This is a genomic window from Caballeronia sp. ATUFL_M2_KS44, from assembly GCF_023630965.1.
GTDB classification, from domain to species: Bacteria; Pseudomonadota; Gammaproteobacteria; order Burkholderiales; family Burkholderiaceae; genus Caballeronia; species Caballeronia concitans.
The window spans coordinates 573,686-595,231 of sequence record NZ_JALQEA010000039.1 but is presented as its reverse complement, the minus strand read 5'-3'; the positions used below and the strand labels follow the sequence as shown (position 1 = coordinate 595,231).

20 protein-coding genes are annotated in these 21,546 nt (G+C 64.1%); 7 read left to right on the top strand and 13 right to left on the bottom strand.

The window, feature by feature from the left end:
- Nucleotides 1-547: 547 nt before the first annotated feature.
- From NCR39_RS18160 to NCR39_RS18150, 3 genes are all read right to left on the bottom strand, one after another.
- Entirely contained in the window at nt 548-1,474 is a 927-nt protein-coding gene (locus NCR39_RS18160; RefSeq protein WP_250453453.1) for a cation diffusion facilitator family transporter, read from the bottom strand.
- A gap of 28 nt (nt 1,475-1,502) precedes the next feature.
- A complete protein-coding gene (selD, locus tag NCR39_RS18155) occupies nt 1,503-2,573 on the bottom strand; it encodes a selenide, water dikinase SelD (RefSeq protein ID WP_250453452.1) in 1,071 nt (356 codons plus the stop codon).
- 67 nt (nt 2,574-2,640) lie between these two features.
- Nucleotides 2,641-3,219 (bottom strand): putative glycolipid-binding domain-containing protein, encoded by a 579-nt coding sequence (locus NCR39_RS18150; protein WP_250453451.1) that lies wholly within the window; start codon nt 3,217-3,219, stop codon nt 2,641-2,643.
- 229 nt (nt 3,220-3,448) lie between these two features.
- Between NCR39_RS18150 and NCR39_RS18145 the strand changes: the two genes are divergently transcribed.
- The gene (locus tag NCR39_RS18145; protein ID WP_250453450.1) at nt 3,449-3,871 is read left to right on the top strand and encodes a BspC domain-containing protein; all 423 of its coding nucleotides are present in this window, start codon (nt 3,449-3,451) and stop codon (nt 3,869-3,871) included.
- 370 nt (nt 3,872-4,241) lie between these two features.
- Nucleotides 4,242-4,460, top strand: coding sequence for a hypothetical protein (locus tag NCR39_RS18140; RefSeq protein ID WP_040052255.1), 219 nt, complete (start codon nt 4,242-4,244; stop codon nt 4,458-4,460).
- 54 nt (nt 4,461-4,514) lie between these two features.
- Here NCR39_RS18140 and NCR39_RS18135 read toward each other — a convergent pair whose 3' ends face one another.
- The 4 genes from NCR39_RS18135 to NCR39_RS18120 form a co-directional block, all read right to left on the bottom strand.
- Nucleotides 4,515-5,285: an anti-sigma factor family protein gene (locus tag NCR39_RS18135; RefSeq protein ID WP_250453449.1), complete on the bottom strand. Its 771-nt coding sequence runs from the start codon at nt 5,283-5,285 to the stop codon at nt 4,515-4,517.
- Nucleotides 5,282-5,800, bottom strand: coding sequence for an RNA polymerase sigma factor (locus NCR39_RS18130; RefSeq protein WP_250453448.1), 519 nt, complete (start codon nt 5,798-5,800; stop codon nt 5,282-5,284). Before NCR39_RS18130 ends, NCR39_RS18135 begins: the two co-directional genes overlap by 4 nt.
- A 39-nt stretch (nt 5,801-5,839) precedes the next feature.
- Nucleotides 5,840-6,211, bottom strand: a complete 372-nt coding sequence (locus NCR39_RS18125; protein WP_250453447.1) for a COG4315 family predicted lipoprotein — start codon at nt 6,209-6,211, stop codon at nt 5,840-5,842.
- An 89-nt stretch (nt 6,212-6,300) separates the two neighbouring features.
- Nucleotides 6,301-7,314 (bottom strand): AraC family transcriptional regulator, encoded by a 1,014-nt coding sequence (locus NCR39_RS18120; RefSeq protein ID WP_250453446.1) that lies wholly within the window; start codon nt 7,312-7,314, stop codon nt 6,301-6,303.
- Between the two features lie 216 nt (nt 7,315-7,530).
- Between NCR39_RS18120 and NCR39_RS18115 the strand changes: the two genes are divergently transcribed.
- Nucleotides 7,531-8,583, top strand: coding sequence for an aldo/keto reductase (locus tag NCR39_RS18115; protein WP_250453445.1), 1,053 nt, complete (start codon nt 7,531-7,533; stop codon nt 8,581-8,583).
- Between the two features lie 27 nt (nt 8,584-8,610).
- On the opposite strand, the gene NCR39_RS18110 is transcribed toward NCR39_RS18115, so the two are convergent.
- The gene (locus NCR39_RS18110) at nt 8,611-9,477 is read right to left on the bottom strand and encodes an SDR family oxidoreductase (protein ID WP_250453444.1); all 867 of its coding nucleotides are present in this window, start codon (nt 9,475-9,477) and stop codon (nt 8,611-8,613) included.
- 184 nt (nt 9,478-9,661) lie between these two features.
- On the opposite strand from NCR39_RS18110, the gene NCR39_RS18105 reads away from it, so the two are divergent.
- Entirely contained in the window at nt 9,662-10,843 is a 1,182-nt protein-coding gene (locus NCR39_RS18105; protein WP_250453443.1) for a 4-hydroxybenzoate 3-monooxygenase, read from the top strand.
- 314 nt (nt 10,844-11,157) lie between these two features.
- Here NCR39_RS18105 and NCR39_RS18100 read toward each other — a convergent pair whose 3' ends face one another.
- The gene (locus NCR39_RS18100) at nt 11,158-13,416 is read right to left on the bottom strand and encodes an amylo-alpha-1,6-glucosidase (RefSeq protein ID WP_250453442.1); all 2,259 of its coding nucleotides are present in this window, start codon (nt 13,414-13,416) and stop codon (nt 11,158-11,160) included.
- 190 nt (nt 13,417-13,606) lie between these two features.
- Between NCR39_RS18100 and NCR39_RS18095 the strand changes: the two genes are divergently transcribed.
- Both NCR39_RS18095 and NCR39_RS18090 read left to right on the top strand, forming a co-directional pair.
- Nucleotides 13,607-14,401, top strand: coding sequence for a sulfite exporter TauE/SafE family protein (locus NCR39_RS18095; RefSeq protein WP_250453668.1), 795 nt, complete (start codon nt 13,607-13,609; stop codon nt 14,399-14,401).
- Nucleotides 14,402-14,677: 276 nt separating this feature from the next.
- Nucleotides 14,678-16,360: an acid phosphatase gene (locus NCR39_RS18090; protein ID WP_250453441.1), complete on the top strand. Its 1,683-nt coding sequence runs from the start codon at nt 14,678-14,680 to the stop codon at nt 16,358-16,360.
- Here NCR39_RS18090 and NCR39_RS18085 read toward each other — a convergent pair.
- A complete protein-coding gene (locus tag NCR39_RS18085) occupies nt 16,357-16,749 on the bottom strand; it encodes a RidA family protein (RefSeq protein ID WP_250453440.1) in 393 nt (130 codons plus the stop codon). The two genes, NCR39_RS18090 and NCR39_RS18085, sit on opposite strands and share 4 nt — an antisense overlap.
- Nucleotides 16,750-16,779: 30 nt before the next feature.
- On the bottom strand, nt 16,780-17,679 hold the full coding sequence (locus tag NCR39_RS18080) for a LysR substrate-binding domain-containing protein (RefSeq protein WP_250453439.1): 900 nt from the start codon (nt 17,677-17,679) through the stop codon (nt 16,780-16,782).
- Between the two features lie 126 nt (nt 17,680-17,805).
- Here NCR39_RS18080 and NCR39_RS18075 point away from each other — a divergent pair, with 126 nt between their 5' ends.
- On the top strand, nt 17,806-18,702 hold the full coding sequence (locus NCR39_RS18075; protein ID WP_250453438.1) for an NAD-dependent epimerase/dehydratase family protein: 897 nt from the start codon (nt 17,806-17,808) through the stop codon (nt 18,700-18,702).
- 75 nt (nt 18,703-18,777) lie between these two features.
- On the opposite strand, the gene NCR39_RS18070 is transcribed toward NCR39_RS18075, so the two are convergent.
- Both NCR39_RS18070 and NCR39_RS18065 read right to left on the bottom strand, forming a co-directional pair.
- A complete protein-coding gene (locus tag NCR39_RS18070) occupies nt 18,778-19,872 on the bottom strand; it encodes a malate/lactate/ureidoglycolate dehydrogenase (protein ID WP_250453437.1) in 1,095 nt (364 codons plus the stop codon).
- 178 nt (nt 19,873-20,050) lie between these two features.
- The gene (locus NCR39_RS18065; RefSeq protein ID WP_250453436.1) at nt 20,051-21,520 is read right to left on the bottom strand and encodes a M20 family metallopeptidase; all 1,470 of its coding nucleotides are present in this window, start codon (nt 21,518-21,520) and stop codon (nt 20,051-20,053) included.
- Nucleotides 21,521-21,546 lie beyond the last annotated feature (26 nt).

Here is a 21,546-nt window from a genome sequence, read left to right as displayed (position 1 = left end):
AACGCAATGGTTAAGGGTTTGCAATTTCGTAAGGTTTTCGCAGGTTTCTGCTGTGTGGTTTCTGTAGCACTAAGTGCTCCTGTTCGTGCGGGTGTTCCGCAGGATTCGGCGCACGATGCGCCTGTCGCTTCTTCTGCGTTGGCTTCCGGTAGCGCTCTTCTCGATTCTGCGCCTTTGCCTCGGATGGGCGTTACGCAAGTGCCCGATCACGGGCGCACTCAAGTGCCGGACACGCCGGTCACGCCTCGCACTCGGTATGCGCGGCCGCCCGCGCATTTGCCCTGATTTTTCTTTTTTTCGCGTCGGTCTATTGGCGTTGCCCCTCCCCGGGGCGGGGGTCACTTTCTTTGCTGCTGCAAAGAAAGTAACCAAAGAAAGCAGCTTTTTCGCCCGCTGTTTCTTTGTTGACCGTGCACTCCGTAGAGCCACGTTGGCACTCAGCTTGACACTACCCTGAATCACCCTCCGCGCCCACTGTGCGCCACGTCCTCCGAGCCCCTCGGCTCGTTAACACCGTCGGGCGCTCGTCGCACGCGGGCTGAGTTGCTCATGCCGCTGCGCGTTCACTTGCTTCTTTTTGTACATCCGGTTCGAAGAACACCCAGCGGATTTCCGGAAACGCATTCTGCAAGTCTTCCTCTATCACGTTGATCGCATCGATCATCGCGCGGCCACTCGCATACTCAATCATCTCCGCCTGCACCGCCACCACTATGTGCTTGCCCCACTGCAACGTAATCAGGCTGCTGATTCGCGTGATCTCCGGTCTCGCGCGCAAATGCGCATCGATCGCGCGACGCACCTCCGGACTCGCCGATTCACCCACGATCATCGACTTCACCTCGCGTGCCACCAAAAACGCAATCACCATCAGCAGCACACCCACGCCTATCGATCCCGCCGCGTCATACGCCGCATTGCCCGTGATCATCGTCAGCAACACCGCCGCGAACGCTATCGCAAGGCCCGCCAGCGCCGCTACGTCCTCGCCCGCCACCACCAGCAACTCCGACTCGCGCGTCTCGCGAAACCATCGCCACAACGTCTTGTTCGGCGCGCCCTTGCGAATCTCACGCAGCGCGCCCGCAAGCGAAAATGCCTCCAGCACCACCGATACACCCAGTATCACCAGCGCCACGATCGGGTTCGATAACGGCTCGTGATGCAGCAGCCGATGCGCTCCCTCATACACCGAGAACGCCCCGCCCACGAAGAACAGCAGCAGCGCCACCACCAGCGCATAAAAGTAGACCTCTCGCCCTGAGCCCAGCGGATGTAGCGCATTCGCGGGCGCCCGCGAACGCTTCAGGCCCAGAAGCAGCAGCAACTGATTGCCGCAATCGGCTGTCGAGTGAATGGCTTCGGCGAACATCGAGCCCGATCCCGTGAACGCGGCCGCGCCGTACTTGAACACGGCAATGCCCAGGTTCGCGGCGAGCGCGTAGAAAATGGCTTTCGGCGATTCTTCGCTCATGTCCACCTTGATCGTCTTGGATGACGGCTCATCTCACTTCCACGCGGCCCGCTCCGTCCGTCATCTCGCCGATCACCGCTGCATGGTCGAAACCATCGGCACGGAAAATCGCGAGCACGTCATCGACGGCTTCGGGCGCGCACGAGACCAGCAGCCCGCCGGATGTTTGCGGATCTGTAAGCAAGGCGCGGGCCGCTTCCATCGATCCATCGATCGAATCGCCCAGCACCACATTCGCGCCATACGCCGCCCAGTTGCGCCCCGACGCGCCCGTGAATATGCCCTCGCCCACGAACTCGCGCACGCCAGGCAGCCACGGCAAATCCGCATAGCGGATGCGCGCCGTCAGCCCCGCGCCGCGCGCCAGTTCCAGCGTATGACCGAGCAGGCCGAAGCCCGTCACATCCGTCAGCGCGTGGACGCCATCGAGTTGCGCGAGGTCCGCGCCCGGGCGATTCAGCTTCGTCGTGGCGGCGATCATCGCGGCATAGCCGGCGGCATCGAGCTTGTCCTTCTTCAACGCCGCCGACAGCACGCCGACACCCAGCGGCTTGCCGAGCACGAGCACATCGCCCGCACGTGCCGCGGCATTGCGCTTCACACGCGACGGATGCACGATGCCGAGCGCCGCGAGTCCATAGATCGGCTCGACGGAATCGATCGAATGACCGCCCGCCACCGGAATGCCCGCCTCCGCGCAGACCGCTTCGCCGCCCTTCAGCACTTGCGCGATCACCTCGTGCGGCAACACGTTGATCGGCATGCCGACGAGCGCGAGCGCAAGGATCGGCTTGCCGCCCATCGCGTACACATCGGACAGCGCATTGGTCGCCGCAATGCGCCCGAAGTCGAAGGGATCGTCGACGATCGGCATGAAGAAGTCCGTCGTCGCGACAATGGCCTGCTCGTCGTTGAGCTTGTAGACGGCAGCGTCGTCGGCGGTGTCGTTGCCGACGAGAAGATCGGGAAACGCGGCCATCGGCGTGCTGCGCTTGAGCAGCTCGGCCAGCACGCCCGGCGCGATCTTGCAGCCGCAGCCGCCGCCGTGCGAAAGGCTCGTGAGGCGCGGGGAGTTCGTGGTGTCGTGAGTCGTGGTCATCGTGTGTACCGTGCAAAAAATTCGTTCGATGACCCGCATTATCGCCGGTCGCGCCCCGAGGCGTCTTTTACGCGATGCGCCTGAAAAGGCTGGGATAGTCGGTGACGAAGCCGTCGTCATCCGTCGTGATCTCTGCCTCGAAGCCCGTGTCGAGTCCTTCGAAGCGATAGCGCCAATGCGCTTTTTCCCGCGCGATGCACGTATAAGCCTGATCGACGGCGCTCACGGTCATCGACGGCACGCTCACATACACCACGCGAATCACGCGACGCTCGCCGGGCTGCAACTGCAGGCGGCGAATCGGCAAGGTGTTGGTGAAAGGCGTCGCCATGATGTCCACGTCGATACAGCCGTTGAGCATCTCTTGCGGCGTGCCTTCGGCATCGGTCCAGACGTGGGGCGCGCCCTCGTTGTCGTCACTGCGGTCACTGCGCCGCAGATCCAGCGCGATGCCGCCCGCGAGCCGCACCGCAAGACGCGTGACCTCCCATTGCATATTGCATTCAATGCGATACATCAGCCCGAAGGCTTCGCCATCGTTCTCGCCGACGACCGCGCTCTCGATCACGATGCCGTCGGCCCGCGTGTCGAGTACCAGATGTTCGAGGCCCGTCCCGTCCTGCTGCGACCATCGCACTGTTTTCATCGCGTACCCTGGCTCGTGTTATCGGCCACAAAGAATACAGCGCCGCGAGCCTTTCGGTTTGCATTCAAAATGCACGATTCGCTCGACGAATAAAAACATCGCACGGTATACTTCGCGACATCTCAAAAAGGCGCGTGGCTCCGTGAAGCCGCCACGATCGTCGCGGTTTCAATGCGATACGCGCCTCCCGTTTTTTCGTGCTGTCTGCCGCCATCCTCACCGTCATCGCATGAAAATCTCTTTCGCTCCGGCGCTCGCCGCGCTTCTCTTTTCAGCTTCCGTGTTCCAGTTGGCCCAGGCGCAAGAGACGCCCGACGCATCGGAAGACTATTCGTACCTCGCCCGTCTGCATGTTCCCGACACCGTCGTGCAATGCGTCGCTGCGTTCGATCGCTGGGTCGAAGACGCACCGCGTTACGACACGCTGATCGTCCCTGATCGACGCGTGCTGTCCGCGAAGATCGACAGCCAGACGCCCATCTTCGACGCCGGCAATCCCATTCCCGTCGATCAGGTCATCGTGATGCGCGCGTTCGCGAAGGCGCGCGGCAAGCCGCAATGGACGCGCGTCGATAGCCGATGCGGCGTGCGCGATGGTCATGTCGTCGGCGTATCGCTGACGCCGAATCTCAAGCCGAAGATCGTTCGCTGATCTGCGCTTAATCGCTCGAAGAAAAAGCATCGTCATCGCCCGCTCGAATGTGGGCGGTGTCCACATTTGCGCCTTCCAGGTTCGCATCGAAGTTCAAAGCGAGTTCACACGCAGCCTTCGTGAATATTTCACGCAACACGTTTGCTTACAAACGATCACGGCTTGTCATTTTGCCAACAGCTACATTCCTCTCCATGGATTCACACGGAGAAACCCATGAAGAAGTTGGCGATTCTTGCAGCCCTGAGCGTCTTGCTGGGAAGCGCGTTGTCGGGCTGCATCATTCTGCCGGATGATGGCGGCGGTTATCACCATCATCACGACTACTACCGCTGATCCAGCGAACTCGATAACTCGAAGGAGCAAAACCATGTTCGACAAGACAAAGAAAAGCCTGCTGATCGCATCGCTTGCTGCATCGCTGGGACTCGGCCTCGTGAACGTCGCATCGGCCGAGGTGTATCACGATCATCATCACGCGGTCACGGTCGGCTGGCACGGCGATCGTTACTGGGACGGCCACCGCTACTGGGCGCGTACGGAGTGGGAACGTCATCATCCGCATCATTTCGAACCCGCGCATCGTTAATGATTAAGCCGCAGCGTGTACCCTCCGCTGCGGCTTTTTTAATCGATGCATGCGCTACCACTTCGCGGGATCGCCGCCGAGTTCCTTGCATGTGTCATAGGCGATAGCCTGCAGCTTCGCTTCGCCGATCTGTCCGGACAGCGCATAGCCCACGCTATCCGACGCCCAGTAGTAGGTTCTTCGCGGACCATCGCGCAGCATTCTTATCTTGGTTTCATTGCGCGCGACCGTCGTCATGTAGAGCGTGAGACGCTCGCCCGCCGCATTCTGATACATGATCTGCGCGGCGGGGCCTTCGTCGCCCGGCAGCAATCGTCCGCCGACGAGCTGAAAGCCGTATTCGGTCAGCGACGGAATCGTGAGCGTGCGGTTCAAGCGCTTCGACAGCCACGTGACGAGGTGATCCTGCTGCGACGCCGCCACTTCCACCGCATGACGCTGTTCCGGCGCATACACCGCATAGGCGATATCGGCGCGTTCGGCGAAGCGTGAACGCGCATCTTTATCGATAGTCGGCAACAGCATGTGGATCAGCACGCCGCACGCAATGCCCACGACGAGGAAGCACGCCGCCAGCAGATAACGCTCGCGCGCACGCGGCCGCATCACGATGACGTGCGGCTCGGCATGATCGCCCGTGAAGAGCGCGCGCAATGCGTTGTCCTGCGCGCGATACGCGGCCACCGTCGCAACGGCTGCGGGATCGTTCGCCATGCGATGCGTGAGCGCGTCGCGCTCGTCGGCGCCGAGTTCGTCGTCGATATAGGACGACAGCGCCTGCAAGTCGCGCTCGGTGCTGTCCGAAGGGCGCTCGGGATTCGTCATGACCGCCTCACCACTTTCAGCGACGACGCCTTGCGCCCCGCTTCCTCGCCGAGCAAAACCCGCATGTGCTCGCGCGCCCGCGAAAGACGCGACATCACGGTGCCCGCGGGCACGTTCAGCACTTGCGATGCCTCCTGATAGCTCATTTCCTCGACACACACGAGCAGCATCACTTCGCGTTGCTCGACGGGCAGGCAATACAGCGCGCGCTGCACGTCGCGCAGCACGAGCCCGTCGACCTCGCCGCGCGGCGCGGCCATCTGTCGCCAGGGCGCGGTTTCATCGTCGACGGCAATGTCGCGGCGTCCGCGCAATTGATCGATATAGAGATTGCGCATGATCGTGAACAGCCACGCGCGCAGGTTCGTGCCCGGGCGAAACGCGCTCGCGCGATTCAGTGCGCGTTCGGTCGCGTCCTGAACGAGATCGTCGGCCCAGGCGCGATCGCCCGTCAGCGCGCGCGCATAGCGCCGCAACTGCGGAAGATGCGCGAGCAGGTCGCTTTCGAAGGTCATCGCCATGATCCCGAACCGGCTCGCGCGAACACGCGAGGCTCAGGGCTTGACCACGTGCCAGACGTCGCGGAAGTTGTCGCCGTTCTTGTCGCCGGGCTTCGTATCCTTCCCGAAGCGGTAGACGCGCTTGCCGTCGTAGGCCCACTGTTTGCCGCCATCGGCCGATTCCATCGTCCATTTGCCGCTCGGCTGGTCCGAGCCGCTCGCCATCGCGGCGGGCCAGGCCGTCGCGCAGCCGCCCGTGCACGCGCTCGGGCTGCCTGCCTTGTCCTTGTCGAACGTGTAGAGCGTCATGCCGTTCTCGTCGACGAACATGCCGTTCGATTCCTTCGGCGCTGCAGCATGCGCGGCCGTTGCGACGCACGCGAAAGCCGTCAGAGCCGAAAGAGCCAACCTGGTTTGCCTCTTCATTTCATCTTCCTTTTCGTGGCTGCGGTGAAGTATCCGTGGAACGTTCGGCACGGCCGCCCTATTCCACAAACGATGAAATAAATCGATCCTTATGCACCGGCCGCCGCCGCATCGCGCCAGCGCCGTGTGTCGCGCAGCGGCGGCGCGCCGAACAGCCGGCTGTACTCGCGGCTGAACTGCGACGCGCTTTCATAGCCGACGCGATGCGCCGCCGTCGCGGCATCCGCGATATCGAGCAGCATCAGGCGGCGCGCTTCCTGCAGGCGCAACTGCTTCTGGTATTGCAGCGGGCTCATCGCCGTGACGGCCTTGAAGTGATGATGCAGCGAAGACACGCTCATGTGCACGTCTTTCGCGATGTCCTCCACGCGCAGCGGCTGGTCGAAGTGCTGGCGCAGCAGCTTGATGGCCTTCGCGATGCGCTGCGTCTGGCTGTCCTGCAGCGCGATCTGGCGCAGGCGCGCGCCGGAGCCGTTCATCAATAGCCGATACAGAATCTCGCGCTTCACGAGCGGCGCGACGATAGGCACGTCCTCGGGGGTATCGATGAGGCGCAAAAGGCGCAGCACGGCGTCGAGCATGGAACTGCCGAGGCGGTTCACGTAGAGGCCGCGCGAGGCGTCCGCCTGCGTCGCGGGCGGCAGGTGCTGGTCCTGAATCAGCGACGTGATCTCTTCGACGTCGAGGTCCAGCCGCATGCCGAGATACGGCTCCGTTTCGCTCGCGGCGGTCACCTGCCCGATCACCGGCAGATCGACGGACGAGACGAGATAGTGCATCGGGTCGTAGACGTAGACGTCGTCGCCGACCATCACGCGCTTGCTGCCCTGCGCAATCAGCGCGAGCGCGGGCGTCTGCATGCCGGGCTTCGGCCCGCCCGGATTCGTGATGCGATGCAGATACACGCCCGGCACCGGCGTTTCGAGCGAGCCTTCGCAGCCGGCCGTGAAGCGGTCGAGCAGCGACACGAGATCGACGCGCGCCTGATCGAGCGTCGCGTCGTGCGCGCCGGCGCGACGGCGGGCATCGTGCATATCGCGGCTGTCGCGGGGTTGATCGTGAGCATCTTTGCCGGCGAGGCCGGGCGTGTCGTTCAGCGCCATGGTGTCCGCGGGAAGAGGAGCGTGGGAGAGTGTCGATAGCTTACTCGCGCGAACGCGTTCGTGCGCGCGCGAGGCCCCCGCGTTTGCAGGAAAAGGCAAGGATCCGACAGGATCAGGCTATGAACGGTCCGCGTTGCCGGACGATACTGCATTGGCTGGCGAACGCCCGTCAACTTCGACGCGCGCTTCACGCCGATCATTCACACGGGAGCAACCATGCGCTACAGGAAATTCGGCAACACGGGTCTATTCGTCTCGGAACTGTGCCTCGGCACGATGACCTTCGGCGGCGGCACGGGCGGCATCTGGGACAACATCGGCCAGCTTCAGCAGGCGGATGCCGACAAGCTCGTCGGCCGGTCGCTGGACGCGGGCATCAATTTCATCGATACCGCCGATGTCTACGCCGACGGCCGCTCCGAGATCATCACCGGACAGGCGCTGAAGAACCTCAAGGTGCCGCGCGAGAACGTCGTCGTGGCGACGAAGATTCTCGGCGAAGCGGGCACCAAAAGCGTGAATTCGCGCGGCGCGTCGCGGTTCCACATCATCGACGGCGTGAAGGAAAGCCTGAAGCGCCTGCAACTCGATCACGTCGATCTGTACCAGATTCACGGCTTCGATCCCGTCACGCCGATCGAGGAAACGCTGCGCGCACTCGATACGCTCGTGCAGCACGGCCACGTGCGCTACATCGGCGTGTCGAACTGGGCGGCGTGGCAGATCATGAAGGCGCTCGGCATTTCCGAGCGGCTCGGGCTCGCGCGATTCGAATCGCTGCAGGCGTATTACACCGTCGCGGGCCGCGATCTCGAACGCGAAATCGTGCCGCTGCTACAGAGCGAAAACGTCGGCCTGATGGTGTGGAGTCCGCTCGCGGGCGGCTTGCTGTCGGGCAAGTACACGCGCGATGGCGGCAAGGAGGAAGGCAGCCGCCGCACGAAGTTCGATTTCCCGCCGGTGAACGTCGATCGCGCGTACGACTGCATCGACGTGATGCGGCGCATCGGGGAAACGAAGGGCGTGTCCGTCGCGCAGGTCGCGCTCGCGTGGCTGCTGCATCAGAAGGTGGTGACGAGCGTGATCGTCGGCGCGAAGCGGATCGAGCAACTCGACGACAACATCGCGGCGACGAACGTGAAGCTGAATGGCGACGAACTCGCCGCACTCGACGAAGTGAGCCAGTTGCCGTCCGAATATCCCGGCTGGATGCTCACGCGGCAAGGCGAATACCGCCGCAATCAACTGAAGGATGCGGCGGGCGAGTAAGGCGTCGCGCAGGTCGCGGCGGGCCGGTCAGATGATCGGCTTGCCGCCCGTCACCGCGACCGTCGCGCCGGAAATGTAGCTGGCTTCGTCGGAGGCGAGCATCACGTAGGCCGCGGCGAGTTCGGCGGGCTGGCCGGCGCGCTTCATCGGCACTTGCGAGCCGAAGTTCTTGACCTTTTCCGGGGGCATGGTCGACGGAATCAGCGGCGTCCAGATCGGCCCCGGCGCGACGCAGTTCACGCGGATGCCGCGCTCCGCCAGCAACTGCGCGAGGCCGCCGGTGAAGTTCTGAATCGCGCCTTTCGTGCTCGCGTACGCGATCAGGCCGGGATTCGGATGGTCCGCGTTCACCGACGTCGTGTTGACGATCGCCCCGCCCTCTTTCATGTGCGCGAGCGCGGCCTTCGTGATGCGGAACATCGCGCCGATATTCGTCGAATAGGTCTTGTCCCATTCGTCGTCGCTGATGTCCTCGAGGCTGTCGTAGGTCATCTGATACGCCGCGTTGTTCACGAGCACGTCGATGCGCCCGAACGCTTCCGCCGTCTTCGCGACGAGATCCTTGCAATGCTGGCCATCGGTGATGTCGCCCGGCAAAAGCAGCGCCTTGCGCCCGGCTTCTTCGACCCAGCGCGCGGTTTCCTTCGCGTCGTCGTGTTCGTCCAGATACGAGATGGCGACGTCCGCGCCTTCACGCGCATAGGCAATCGCGACCGCGCGCCCGATGCCGCTGTCCGCGCCCGTGATGAGCGCCGCTTTTCCCGCCAGCCTGCCGCTTCCCTTGTAGCTCTGCTCGCCGTGATCGGGCTTCGGATTCATCGGCTCCGTCAGGCCCGGCGTGCGGTCCTGCTGCTGCTCGGGCAACGGCGGAGTGGGATAAGCATTGGGGTTCATGTCGTGTCCTCGCGGATGATGAGTCGGGATTTACCCTCGTTCAGCAAGCACCGGACCCGATTTTGGGCGCTTTTCGGGCCTTTATCGAGATAGGCGATAGACGCTATCCGCCGTATCGCGTTGCGGCATATGGCCGCGATGCCGACACTGTACGCACAACATCACGACGCAAACGGAGACATTCATGCGTACTCAAGTCGGCATCGTCGGCGCGGGCCCGGCCGGGCTTCTGCTCTCCCATCTGCTTCATCAGCGCGGTATCGAATCTGTCGTGCTCGAAGCGCGCAGCCAGCAGGACATCGAATCCACCATTCGCGCGGGCGTGCTCGAACAAGGCACGATGGACCTGCTGAACGAAGCGGGCCTCGGCGCGCGCATGCAGGCGGAAGGCGCGCTGCATCACGGCTTCGAGCTGGCGTTCGAAGGACAGCGCCGGCGTATTGCGCTGACCGAGCTGACCGGCCATTCGATCACGGTCTATGCGCAGCACGAAGTCATCAAGGATCTGGTCGCCGCGCGCACGGCTGCGAACGGTGCGCTGAAGTTCAACGTGTCGAACGTGTCGCTGCACGACTTCGCCGAGAACAGCGACCGCAAGCCGCGCATCAAGTATCGCCACGAAGGACGCGACGAAGAGCTGGAGTGCGACTTCATCATCGGATGCGACGGCTCGCAGGGCGTGTCGCGGCAGTCCATTCCGGAAGCGGTGCGCCAGGATTATCAGCGCGTGTATCCGTTCGGCTGGTTCGGCATTCTGGTCGAAGCGCCGCCTTCGTCGGACGAACTGATCTATGCGCGGCATGATCGCGGCTTTGCGCTCATCAGCACGCGCTCGCCGGGCGTGCAGCGCATGTACTTCCAGTGCGATCCGAAGGATTCCGTCGATGCCTGGTCCGACGACCGCATCTGGGCGGAACTGCACGCACGTGTCGATACGGCGGACGGCTGGCAGATCACCGAGGGCCGGATTTTCCAGAAGAACATTGTCGGCATGCGCAGTTTCGTTTCGACGCCGATGCAGTCCGGCAAGCTCTTCCTCGCCGGCGATGCCGCGCACATCGTGCCGCCGACCGGCGCGAAGGGGCTGAATCTGGCGGTATCGGACGTGCGCGTGCTGACAGCCGCGCTGGTCGGCTTCTACAAGGAAGGCAGCGCCGACAAGCTCGCGCATTACACGGAAACGGCGCTCAAGCGCGTGTGGCGCGCGGAGCACTTCTCGTGGTGGATGACGCGCATGCTGCACAAGCTCGATGACACGTCGCCGTTCGAACAGCGCTTGCAAGTGGCCGAATTGGAGCATGTAACGACGTCGCGGGCTGCCGCGACCGCGCTCGCCGAGAACTATGTGGGAAGCGTGGCGGTTTGATGCTCTATGGCTTGAACGACGGTAAGTGTCCGGTTTTGGAGCGCTTTCCTTTTTGCGTGGTTGGTTGCGATGCGTTGTCCGGAAGACAGCAAGGCGAGGCGTCATGCTTGCATGCGCGACGGAAGTCGCCGGAAGCGCTCGGTCCTTGAGCGCTTCCTGCGATCTTATCGCCGCGCTTTACTGCGCGATGGTGTCGGTTGGTCGTCGTAACGCGTCGCGATGCGACTGCGGTCGCATGCGTTAAGTTAAGCCGCCAGAAGCGCGCTGTTTTCGGGCGCTTCTGGCGAGATACGACTGCACTGTCAATCCAACGCTCAAAGCACCGCGACCACCCGCACATCCCCTTCCACCGACGGCACCACCTGCCCGCCAACCCGCCTGAACGTGATCGCAACGTCGCGGTCGCCCAGCCGCAAATCCGCGATCTCCAGCCAGTCGATGCCGTCCGGCAACTGCGGCCGGTCGATCCGAATTTCTTCGTTGACGGCATCGACCGTCACGCCGAGGCACGCTTCGAGAATCATGAACGGCGCGCCGGCCGCCCAAGCCTGCGGCAGACACGCGACCGGATACGCGATCGGCCGCTCGCCGCGCTGCCGCGTGAAGCCGCAGAAAAGCTCGGGCAACCGCATATCGAACGTGACGGCGGCTTCGAACAAGGCCTGAAGCAGGCCCACCGCCGCACGGCGATCCCCATACCGCGCGAGACCACGCGCGCAGAGCGCCGTGTCGTGCGGCCAGACGGAACCGTTGTGGTAGGACATCGGATTGAAGCGCGGCTGACCCGCCGCGAGCGTGCGCACGCCCCAGCCGGTATGAAAGAGCGCGGATTCGAGTTGCCGCGCGACAGCCTCGCCGCGTTTTCTCTCGACGAGATCGAACGCGAGCAGATGTCCCGCATTCGACGACAGCACCCGGCACAACTCGCTGCGTCCATCGAGCGCGATGCCGTAGAAATCCATCTCTGGCATCCAGAACAACGCCTCGACGCGCTCGCGAATGTGAGCCGCGCGCCGCTCGAAATCCGCGCCGCGTGGTTCATCGCCGCGCTCGCGGGCGAGGCGTGCCATCGTCGAGAATGCCGTCGATGCGTACGCCTGCACTTCCACCAGCGCAATCGGCCCGATGGGAAACTTGCCGTCGGCATGAAACACCGAGTCGTGGCTGTCCTTCCAGCCCTGATTCGCGAGCCCGTATTCGGTCGCCCGCTGATAGTCGAGCAGGCCGTGCGGATTCTTGTCGCAATGACGCGCGACCCAATCGGCCGCCAGTTGCAAGGCTGGCCAGAGTTCGTCGATCAGCGCACGGTCGCCGGTGCGCTGCGCATATGCGCCCGCGAGCACGATGAAAAGCGGCGTGCTGTCAACACCGCCGTAATACAGCGCGAACGGCACTTCGCCCGTGGCGGCCATCTCGCTCTTGCGCGTCTCGTGCATGATCTTGCCGATTTCGGCGTCGCGAAACGCGGAATCTTCGCGCGCCTGATGCGCCGCCAGAAAGCGCAGCACGCCTCGCGCGAGCGCCGGATGCAGCCAAAGCATTTGCAGCGAAGTGATGATCGCATCGCGTCCGAACGGGGTCGAGAACCACGGAATGCCCGCATAGGGATACGGGCCGGTATCGAGGTCGGTGGTCAGCAGCCCGAGGTCCGCGAGGGAGCGGTCGATCCATTCGCTGAAAAGTGGATTGCTCGACCGCACGCGGGCGCTGGCGCGGCGCTTGTCGCGCATGCGGCGGTGCGCATCGACGAGCGCCTCGCGGATGGCCGGCCGCCCCGACTCCGGCACGCACTCCGCGGCTTCGGCGGCGTTGCGCTTGCTTTCGTCGCTGGCGTCGCTCAGGGCGCGTGTGACGGCCGTGACCGACAGATACACCGAGATCGCCGTCTCCGACTGGATGTGCAGCGCGTAATCGGCGCGCGTTGGCGAGAGCGAATCCGGCGCGGGCGTGAACTGAATGCGCGCAACGCGCTCGACTTCGTCGAGTCCCACATAACGCAGCACGACTTCGCCATTCTCGACGGCGGGCGGCCATAGCTTGCCGCGCTTGGGCCGCTTCGTGCCGCGCACTTCGAACATGTCGAGGAAATCAGCCGCGTACGAAATCGAAATAGGCACCGTGGATGGTTCCGTGCCGTAATTCGTCAACACGATGCTCTCGTGCAGCACGTGCCCCGACAGCACACGCTTGCGCTCGACGTGAATCACGCCCTCCGGCGTGCGCGCCCCGCCGATGGGCGGAAGCGGACGGTTCGTCAGATGCGCCGTGAACACCGCGTTATCGCTCGATACGCTGCCCGACAGCAACGAAGGCGCGCGGCCGCCGAAGCTCAGCACGAGTTCCGACAGCACGCGCGTATCGTTGACGAACAGGCCGTCGTCGCCGCCGCGAATGTCGCCGTTTGTATCGTAGACGGCGAAGGTATTGCCGGATTTCAGGACGAACTGACGCTCGTTCGGCATGTTCGCGTGTTCAGTGGGAATGAACGCCTCGTCCGTCGTCGCCGACTGCTGCTGTTGCTGCTGTTGTTGTTGCTGTTGGGTCGGTTGCTGCGTCTGTTGCTTCGTATCCATTGCACCATCCTGAAAGTGACTTGAAAGACCATCCGGCGGCATTTTGGGCAGACAGCGATGTTCCGCCGCCCGGCTCACACAGCCCGCAGTCCGTGGGCCAGACGCGGCCTTCATGCAGCAATTGGACGGCTTACCGGCTATCATCGACGGTTTTTCGACTCCCCCTCGCCTGACGGGTTCTCTCCGATCGATGTCATTTCCGCATATCGACTTACTCTATTCCGTCTCCGGGCTCGCGGTCGGATTCCTCGTCGGCCTGACGGGCGTGGGCGGCGGCTCGCTGATGACGCCGCTACTCGTGCTGCTGTTCGGCATACATCCCGCGACGGCGGTCGGCACCGACCTGCTCTACGCCGCCGCCACGAAGACCGCTGGCACGCTCGTGCACGGCCTGAAAGGGTCGGTCGACTGGCGCATCACCGGCCGGCTCGCCGCAGGCAGCGTGCCGGCCGCGGCGCTCACCCTGTATTTCCTGCACCGGCACGGCATAACCTCGCCCGACACGGCGCGGCTCATCCAGTCGATTCTCGGCACCGCCCTGCTCGTCACGGCCGTTTCGCTCATATTCCGGCCGCAACTCGCGCGCCTCGCTTACAAAAAGGGCCACGACCGCCCGGACAATCCGGCGCGCATGACCGCGTGGACCGTGCTGACCGGAGCAATTCTCGGCGTGCTCGTTTCGATTACCTCCGTGGGCGCCGGCGCGATTGGCGTCACGGTCCTGCTGCTGATCTATCCGCGCCTTGCGACGGCGCGCATTGTCGGTTCGGACGTGGCGCACGCCGTGCCGCTGACGCTCATTGCCGGTGCCGGGCACTGGATGGTCGGCTCCGTTGACTGGGCGCTGCTCCTTTCGCTCCTCGTGGGCTCGATCCCGGGCATTGCCATTGGCAGCGCGCTGTCTTCGAAGGCGCCCGAAGCGCTGCTGCGCCACGTACTCGCCGCGACGCTGGTTCTCGTCGGAGCGAAGCTCGTGTTCAGTTGAGGATGTTAGTCACCCCGTTCGAGAGTTTCCAGTCGGCCAAATGGCATAAGCGCATTCGCAAGCTTTTCCTGGCTTTGCCTATGCCGTTTGACCGACTATCACGCGCCGGGACGATGCGGCATCATGCGCTGTCAATCGGTCGACGTGCTTGCCAGGCAAAGCGCACGGCCATTCCGGCGGCGCAGCGCGGCGTAGTGCCATGCGTGCGTCATCTTCTGCCGTCGATAATGCGAGCGCCGGTCCGCGCCCGCCCGCATGTTCACGAGGAGTCAGGCAATGAAAGAGCACGAGCATCCGCATCAGGACCTTCCCACGGAAAACGACGCGCCCGCCGATCCCGCGCGGCGGCGGCTCATTGCAGCCGGCGTCGGTCTTGCCGGCCTGTCACTCGGCGGATGCAACCTGTTCGATCCCAAGCCGTCCACGCCCAAGACCGCCGCCGATGCTTCGCTGGACCGCACGCTCGCCGCGAAGGTTCGGCAGATCGTCGTGATCTACGCCGAGAACCGCAGCTTCACCAATCTCTATGGCGACTTTCCGGGCGTGCAATATCCGCTTTCGGCCGTCGCGGCGTCGCAGTACACGCAACTCGACCGCGACGGCGTCACGCCGCTGCCCACGCTGCCGAAAATCTGGGGCGGACTCGTCCCGCAGGCGCAGGAAGTCGATGGAAAGCGGTATGCAATTGCTGAAAATCAGATCAACAGTTTGCGCAACGGCCCATTCCGGCTCGCGGACGCACACGGCGAGCCGCTGCCGAACGGCGTCATTACGCGGGATCTCGTGCATCGCTTCTATCAGAATCAGATGCAGATCAACGCCGGGCGCAACAATCAGTTCGCAGCGTGGGGCGACTCGGGCGGCCTCGTCATGGGGCATTACCGGAACTCGCCGGACACGCTGAAGCTCTGGGGACTCGCACAGCAATACACGCTGTGCGACAACTTCTTCATGTCCGCCTTCGGCGGTTCCTGGCTGAATCACATCTTCCTGATTTCGGCACAGGCGCCGTTTTATGCCGATGCGCGCAACGGCCCGGCCGCGAAGCTTCTGGCCGTCGTGGAAGGCAACGACCCGACCGGCTCGCGGCTGAAGCTCGCGCCCGATTCGCCGAAGTCCGCGCTGGAAGGACCGCCCAAATTCGTGCGCGACGGCTCGCTCACCGCCGACGGCTACGCGGTCAACACCATGTTCGCGCCGTATCAGCCGAGCAATGTCAAGCCCGCGCCGGGCGGCGATCCTCGTTTCGCGGACACATCGAACGCGCTCGTGTTGCCGCCGCAGACGTACGCCACCATTGGCGATCGCCTGTCGGAAAAAGGCATCGACTGGGCGTGGTATAGCGGCGCTTGGCAATACGCGCTCGATCATCGCGATACCGGCGCGGTGCCGGACTTTCAGTACCATCACCAGCCGTTCAACTACTTCCGAAACTTCGCGCCGGGTACGGCCGCACGCGAGCGGCATCTGCGCGACGCCGGCCTCGGCGACGATCCCTCGTCCAACAAGCTGCTCGCCGACATCGACGCGGGCCGCCTGCCGCCCGTCACGTTCTACAAGCCGCAAGGCAATCTCAACATGCACGCGGGGTATGCGGACGTCGCGTCGGGCGACCGTCATATCACCAGCGTGATCGAGCACATCCGGCGCGGGCCGCAGTGGGAGAACACGGTCGTGATCGTGACCGTCGACGAAAACGGCGGCTGGTGGGACCACGTTGCGCCGCCGAAGGGCGATCGCTGGGGACCGGGTTCGCGCATTCCGGCGCTCGTCGTGTCGCCGCTGGCGAAGAAGGCGTACGTCGATCACACCGTCTACGACACGAACTCGATCCTGCGCTTCATTTCGCGCGTGCATGATTTGGCGCCGCTGGACGGCGTCGCCGCCCGCGATCGCGCATTCGCGGCGAATGGCGAAGCGCCGCTCGGCGACCTCACGCACGCGCTCGATCTGGCCTAGACGGGCTCAACCCACGCACGCGCCGAAATTTCGAGCAGATAGCCGTAGTGCAGCGCGCCGACCGGCACGACGGCGCGCGCGGGCTTCCAGTCGCCGAAGTGCCGCGCGTAGATCTCGTTGAACGCCTTCCAGTGCTCGACGCCGACGAGATAGACCGTCACTTCGATGCAGTCGTTGAGGCTCGCGCCCGCCGCTTCCAGCACGGTCCGCAGATTGAGCAAGGTCTGCTCGGCCTGCTCTTCGAACGGCCGGTCGCCGGTGTGCGTGCCGTCGGGGCGCATCGGCAATTGGCCAGACACGCAGACGAGGTTGCCGGCGCGCGTCGCGTGACTGTAGTGACCGGCAGGAATCGGCAGGCCGGGAGCGTTGATGGCTTCTATCGGTGGCATGGTCGGATTGATGAGTTAAAGGTCGATGGATCAGAGCGTCAGTTTGTTGGAAAGGAAATCCAGGAACGCGCGTGTGCGCGCCGCAAGCGATTCGCTCTGGTAGTACACCGCGCTGATCGGCTGCCGAACGTCCTCGAGCGCGTCGTCGAGAATCGTGCGAAGGCGGCCGGCTTCGACATCGGCGGCGGTCATGAAGTCGGCGAGACACGCAATGCCGCCGCCGTCGATTGCGATTTGCCGGATAGTTTCGCCGCTGGAGGCCCAAACCGCCGGTTTGATCGTCACGAAAGCGGCGCCGCGGCCGTCGCGTCCATCACGCAAGGGCCAGTCGTTGAGGCTTTCCGGCGCGGTGAAGCCGATGAGCCTCGCACGCGCGAGTTCGTCGACGTCGCGCGGTTCGCCGTGTTCCGCGAGATAAGCGGGACTCGCGAGCACGCGCAGCCGGCTGCTGCCGAGCGTGCGCGCATGCAGCGTGGAATCCTGCAGCGCGCCGATACGAATCGCGATATCCACGCGTTGCTCCAGCAAGTCGACGATGCGTTCGTTGCTCGTCAGTTCGAGCGATATCTCCGGGTAGAGCGTGGCGAACGCCTTCACGTGCGGCACGACGCAATGAAGCATGAAAGGCGACGCCGCGTCCACGCGCAGCCGCCCGGCGGGACGCTCGCGCTGCCGCGAGATGGCTTCTTCGGCGTCGTCCATCGCGGCGAGGATCGCGCGGGCGCGGGTCAGAAAAAGTTCGCCTTCGTCCGTGAGTTGCAGGCGGCGGGTGGTACGGCGCACGAGCGTCGCGTCGAGCTTCTTTTCGAGGCGCGTGAGCGTGCGGCTCACGCCGGAGACGGTTTGCTGCAAGGCTTCGGCGGCGGCCGTCATCGAACCGCTGTCGATCACGGTGACGAAAACCAGCAATTCGTCGGTGTTGGTTTTCACTGGAATTCGTCCGGGCGCGCGAAGATTGTTGATCGGCAGTCAAGGTTGTTTTGAGACTACCACTCTTTTTGCGAAAGTCGAAGCGAACCATACTGTGCGCACTGATTCATTTAGCGGAGTAACTTCATGAATATTTTCATTACGGGCGCGGGCGGTTTCATCGGCGGTTCCATTGCGGCGGGACTCGCGCACGACGGTCACCGGGTGCGCGGGCTGATTCGCCGGGCGGAACAAAGCGACGCGTTGAAGCGCGCGGGCATTGAGCCGGTCGTCGGCAGTCTGGATGACGCCGCCCTGCTCGCCGCCGAAGCGCGCGCAGCCGATGCCGTCATCAACGCCGCCAGCAGCGATCATCGCGGCGCGGTCGAAGCGTTGACGAGCGCGCTCGAAGGCTCGAATAAGCCCTTCCTGCATACGAGCGGATCGAGCATCGTCGGGGACGCGTCGGGCGGCGAGGCATCGGATTCCATCTATACGGAAGACACGCTGCCGAAGCCGACCGCCGACAAGGCGCCGCGCGTCGCCATCGACAATCTCGTGCTGGATGCCGCCAAGCGCGGCGTGCGCTCGGCCGTCCTCTGCAACACGCTAATCTACGGCCACGGCGCAATTCCCGACACCGCGAGCGTGCAGTTGCCGCGCCTCGAACGGCAGGCGAAGAAGAGCGGCGTCGTGCGTCACGTGGGACGCGGGCTGAACATCTGGTCGAACGTGCATATCGACGATGTCGTCGATGCCTATCGCCGCGCGCTCGAAAAAACGCCGGCGGGCACGTTCTATTTCATCGAAAGCGGCGAAGCGCAGTTCCGCGACATGACCGCCGCGATGGCGAAGGCGCTCGGCCTGCGCGGACCGGAAGACTGGCCGCTCGAACAGGCGATCGAGGAATGGGGCTACGAAATGGCGTCGTACGGGCTCGGTTCGAATAGCCGCGTGCGCGGTGAACGCGCCCGCACGTTGCTCGGCTGGCAGCCGAAGCGGACGTCGGTGATCGAATGGATCGAGCGAGACATGGTGCGCTGATCCATCACACGACGCGCGGCGAAATTGGCTTGACCAATTTGCCGCGCGCCGATCGAGCTGACGGACGCGTGCGGCTTACTTCAGCGCACTCGCGAATTTCTCGATTTCCGCTTCCGCCATGCCCGATTTCTGCGCCGATTCACGAATCTGCTTCCACGTGGTCGGATCGATCGGCACGCCGTTCGCACCGCGTTCCGCGCGACGCGCGTCTTCCGGCTCGCCCGGCGCGTAGATCGATTCGACGCCTTCACCGTGCGGCGATGCCTTCATCCATTCGAGGAAGGCCTCGGCTTCGGCTTGAGCGGCGGGAGCGTCGAAGGCATTGGGATCGAGAATCACGGAGGTCATGCAGTTCATGATTGCGCTCGTCTTTTGCAGCGTGCTCTCGTGCGTCGTGTAGCCGCCCGACAGCGCCCCGCCGAAGATCTCGCACAGCGCGGCGAGCCCGGAACCCTTGTGCAGACCGAACGCCGTCAGCGTGCCGAACGGCTCTTCGTGCATGACTTTCGGCTCGACGGTCGGGCGCCCTTCGTGGTCGAGCAGCATGCCCGGCGCAACCGTGACGCCCTTGTTGTAGGCCACGCGCGTCTTGCCATATGCGATGCCCGCCGTCGCGAAGTCGAGCACGAGCGGATTCTTGCCCTCGCGCGGATACGCCGCGCAGAACGGATTCGTGCCGAAGCGCCGGTCGATGCCGCCGAACGGCGCGACGAGCGGGTCGCCCGCCACGTTGACGAAGTGGAACGACACCAGTCCCGCCTTCGCGCACTGCTCCGCCCAATGGCCGATGCGCCCGATGTGATGCGCGTTGCGCAGGCCGACCGCGCACACGCCGAACTTCTTCGCGCGCTCGATACCGTGCTCCATCGCTTCGTAGGCCACGACTTGACCGAACCCCTTGCGGCCGTCGACGGTCAGCACCGCGCCTGCGTCGCGGACGATTTCCGCGTGCGTGTTCAGTTGCAGCTCGCCGTCCCCGAGCGACGACACATAGCGCGGGATCATCCCGACGCCGTGCGAATCGTGGCCCGACAGGTTGGACATCACGAGGTGATCCGCGACCAGTTCCGCTTCGCGCGGCGCGCTGCCGGCGCTTTCCCAGATGGCGCGAACGTAGGCGTGCAGGGTATCGGCGGCAATGCGTTGTTCGGATTTGCTGGTTTCGTTCATTGCGACTCTCGTCTCCTTGATCGATGGCTGGGCGGCGCTTTCTCCGGAAGCGCGCGGCCTTCCACTTTACAGACGATCAACTGGCCTGACCAGTTCCATTTTAGGAATTCGCTAAGAACAGGCGAAAAAACGCCCGCGAGCAGCGGGCGTCCGTGAAGCAAGAAGAAGTCGATACAACTCAGGGCGCGGCGGCGATCACTTCGGCCACCGCCGCCGTCAGCTTCCTCGCGTACGGGACGTGCAGGAATTCGTTCGGTCCGTGCGCGTTGGACTTCGGCCCGAGCACGCCGCACACCATGAACTGCGAACGCGGGAAGCCCTCCTTCAGCGTGTTCATGAGCGGAATCGTGCCGCCCTGCCCGATATACGCGACATCCGCGCCAAAGTGATGACGCGACGCATCGTTCAGCGACGACGCCAGCCACGGCGCAAGCTCCGGCGCGCTCCAGCCCGTCGCCGCGCCGGCCTCGGGCTTGAACGTGACTTTCGCGTTGTACGGGGGATCGAATTCGAGCAACGACTTGAGTTGCGCGACCGCTTCCGTCGCCTCGACGAGCGGCGGCAGGCGCAACGACAGCTTGAACGCCGTGCGCGGCGCGAGGACATTGCCGGCATCGGCGAGCGCCGGAAGGCCGGCCGCGCCCGTCACCGTCAGCGAAGGACGCCACGTCGAATTGAGGAGCGCCTCTTTCGGATCGGTCGTGGTCGGCAGCACGCTGCCGCCGTCCTGACCGCAACTCCACGGCAGCTTCTTCCAGACGTCGTCGCCGAGAATGTGCGCTGTCGCTTCGGCTTCGCGCAGCCGTTGCAACGGAATCGGGCAATGAAAATCCTTCGGCAGCAGATTGCCGCTGGCCGCGTCTTCGAGCCGCTCGAAGAGTTGCCGCATGATGCGGAACGTCGACGGCGCGATGCCGCCGTAGCCGCCCGAATGCAGCCCTTCTTCCAGCACCTGCACTTCCAGATCGCCGGCGACGAGGCCGCGCAGCGACGTGGTCAGCCACAGTTGATCGTAGTTGCCCGCGCCCGAATCGAGGCAGATCACGAGGCCGACGTCGCCGAGCCGGTCGCGCAATGCATCGATGTACGGCAGCAAGTCGTAGCTGCCCGATTCCTCGCACGTCTCGATAATGCCGACGCAGCGCGGCCGCTCGACGCCCTGCGCATCCAGCGCCGCGATCGCGGTGATGCTGGCGTACGTGGCGTAACCGTCGTCGGCGCCGCCGCGGCCGTAGAGCTTGTCGTCTTCGAGCTTGGGCGTCCACGGACCGAGGTCGCTGCGCCAGCCTTCGAATTCCGGCTGCTTGTCGAGGTGACCGTAGAGCACGACCGTTTCGGTGCTGCCCGAGCGCGTGGCGGGCGCTTCGAAGAAGATCACCGGCGTGCGTCCGGCAAGGCGCACGATTTCGACCTTCAGGCCCTTGACGGGCTGCGCCTTCACCCAGTCGACGGCGTCCGTGACCACGCGTTCGATGAAGCCGTGCCGCGCCCAGTCGACGTCGAACATGGGGCTTTTCGCGGGCACCGCGATGTAGTCGGTCAGCGCGGGAACGATCTCGTCGTTCCATTTGCGATCGACGAATTCCTGCAACGCGGACGCGTCGAGCCGTACCGCTTCTTCGTGTTGGGTGCTGTCGCCAGTAGTCATGACGGGTTTCCGTGCGGGCAAACCTC

Coding starts and splice junctions, on each gene's coding strand:
- NCR39_RS18160 (WP_250453453.1), bottom strand. CDS start 1,474: ATGAGCGAAGAATCGCCGAAAGCCATTTTCTACGCGCTCGCCGCGAAC.
- selD (WP_250453452.1), bottom strand. CDS start 2,573: ATGACCACGACTCACGACACCACGAACTCCCCGCGCCTCACGAGCCTT.
- NCR39_RS18150 (WP_250453451.1), bottom strand. CDS start 3,219: ATGAAAACAGTGCGATGGTCGCAGCAGGACGGGACGGGCCTCGAACAT.
- NCR39_RS18145 (WP_250453450.1), top strand. CDS start 3,449: ATGAAAATCTCTTTCGCTCCGGCGCTCGCCGCGCTTCTCTTTTCAGCT.
- NCR39_RS18140 (WP_040052255.1), top strand. CDS start 4,242: ATGTTCGACAAGACAAAGAAAAGCCTGCTGATCGCATCGCTTGCTGCA.
- NCR39_RS18135 (WP_250453449.1), bottom strand. CDS start 5,285: ATGACGAATCCCGAGCGCCCTTCGGACAGCACCGAGCGCGACTTGCAG.
- NCR39_RS18130 (WP_250453448.1), bottom strand. CDS start 5,800: ATGACCTTCGAAAGCGACCTGCTCGCGCATCTTCCGCAGTTGCGGCGC.
- NCR39_RS18125 (WP_250453447.1), bottom strand. CDS start 6,211: ATGAAGAGGCAAACCAGGTTGGCTCTTTCGGCTCTGACGGCTTTCGCG.
- NCR39_RS18120 (WP_250453446.1), bottom strand. CDS start 7,314: ATGGCGCTGAACGACACGCCCGGCCTCGCCGGCAAAGATGCTCACGAT.
- NCR39_RS18115 (WP_250453445.1), top strand. CDS start 7,531: ATGCGCTACAGGAAATTCGGCAACACGGGTCTATTCGTCTCGGAACTG.
- NCR39_RS18110 (WP_250453444.1), bottom strand. CDS start 9,477: ATGAACCCCAATGCTTATCCCACTCCGCCGTTGCCCGAGCAGCAGCAG.
- NCR39_RS18105 (WP_250453443.1), top strand. CDS start 9,662: ATGCGTACTCAAGTCGGCATCGTCGGCGCGGGCCCGGCCGGGCTTCTG.
- NCR39_RS18100 (WP_250453442.1), bottom strand. CDS start 13,416: ATGGATACGAAGCAACAGACGCAGCAACCGACCCAACAGCAACAACAA.
- NCR39_RS18095 (WP_250453668.1), top strand. CDS start 13,607: ATGTCATTTCCGCATATCGACTTACTCTATTCCGTCTCCGGGCTCGCG.
- NCR39_RS18090 (WP_250453441.1), top strand. CDS start 14,678: ATGAAAGAGCACGAGCATCCGCATCAGGACCTTCCCACGGAAAACGAC.
- NCR39_RS18085 (WP_250453440.1), bottom strand. CDS start 16,749: ATGCCACCGATAGAAGCCATCAACGCTCCCGGCCTGCCGATTCCTGCC.
- NCR39_RS18075 (WP_250453438.1), top strand. CDS start 17,806: ATGAATATTTTCATTACGGGCGCGGGCGGTTTCATCGGCGGTTCCATT.
- NCR39_RS18070 (WP_250453437.1), bottom strand. CDS start 19,872: ATGAACGAAACCAGCAAATCCGAACAACGCATTGCCGCCGATACCCTG.
- NCR39_RS18065 (WP_250453436.1), bottom strand. CDS start 21,520: ATGACTACTGGCGACAGCACCCAACACGAAGAAGCGGTACGGCTCGAC.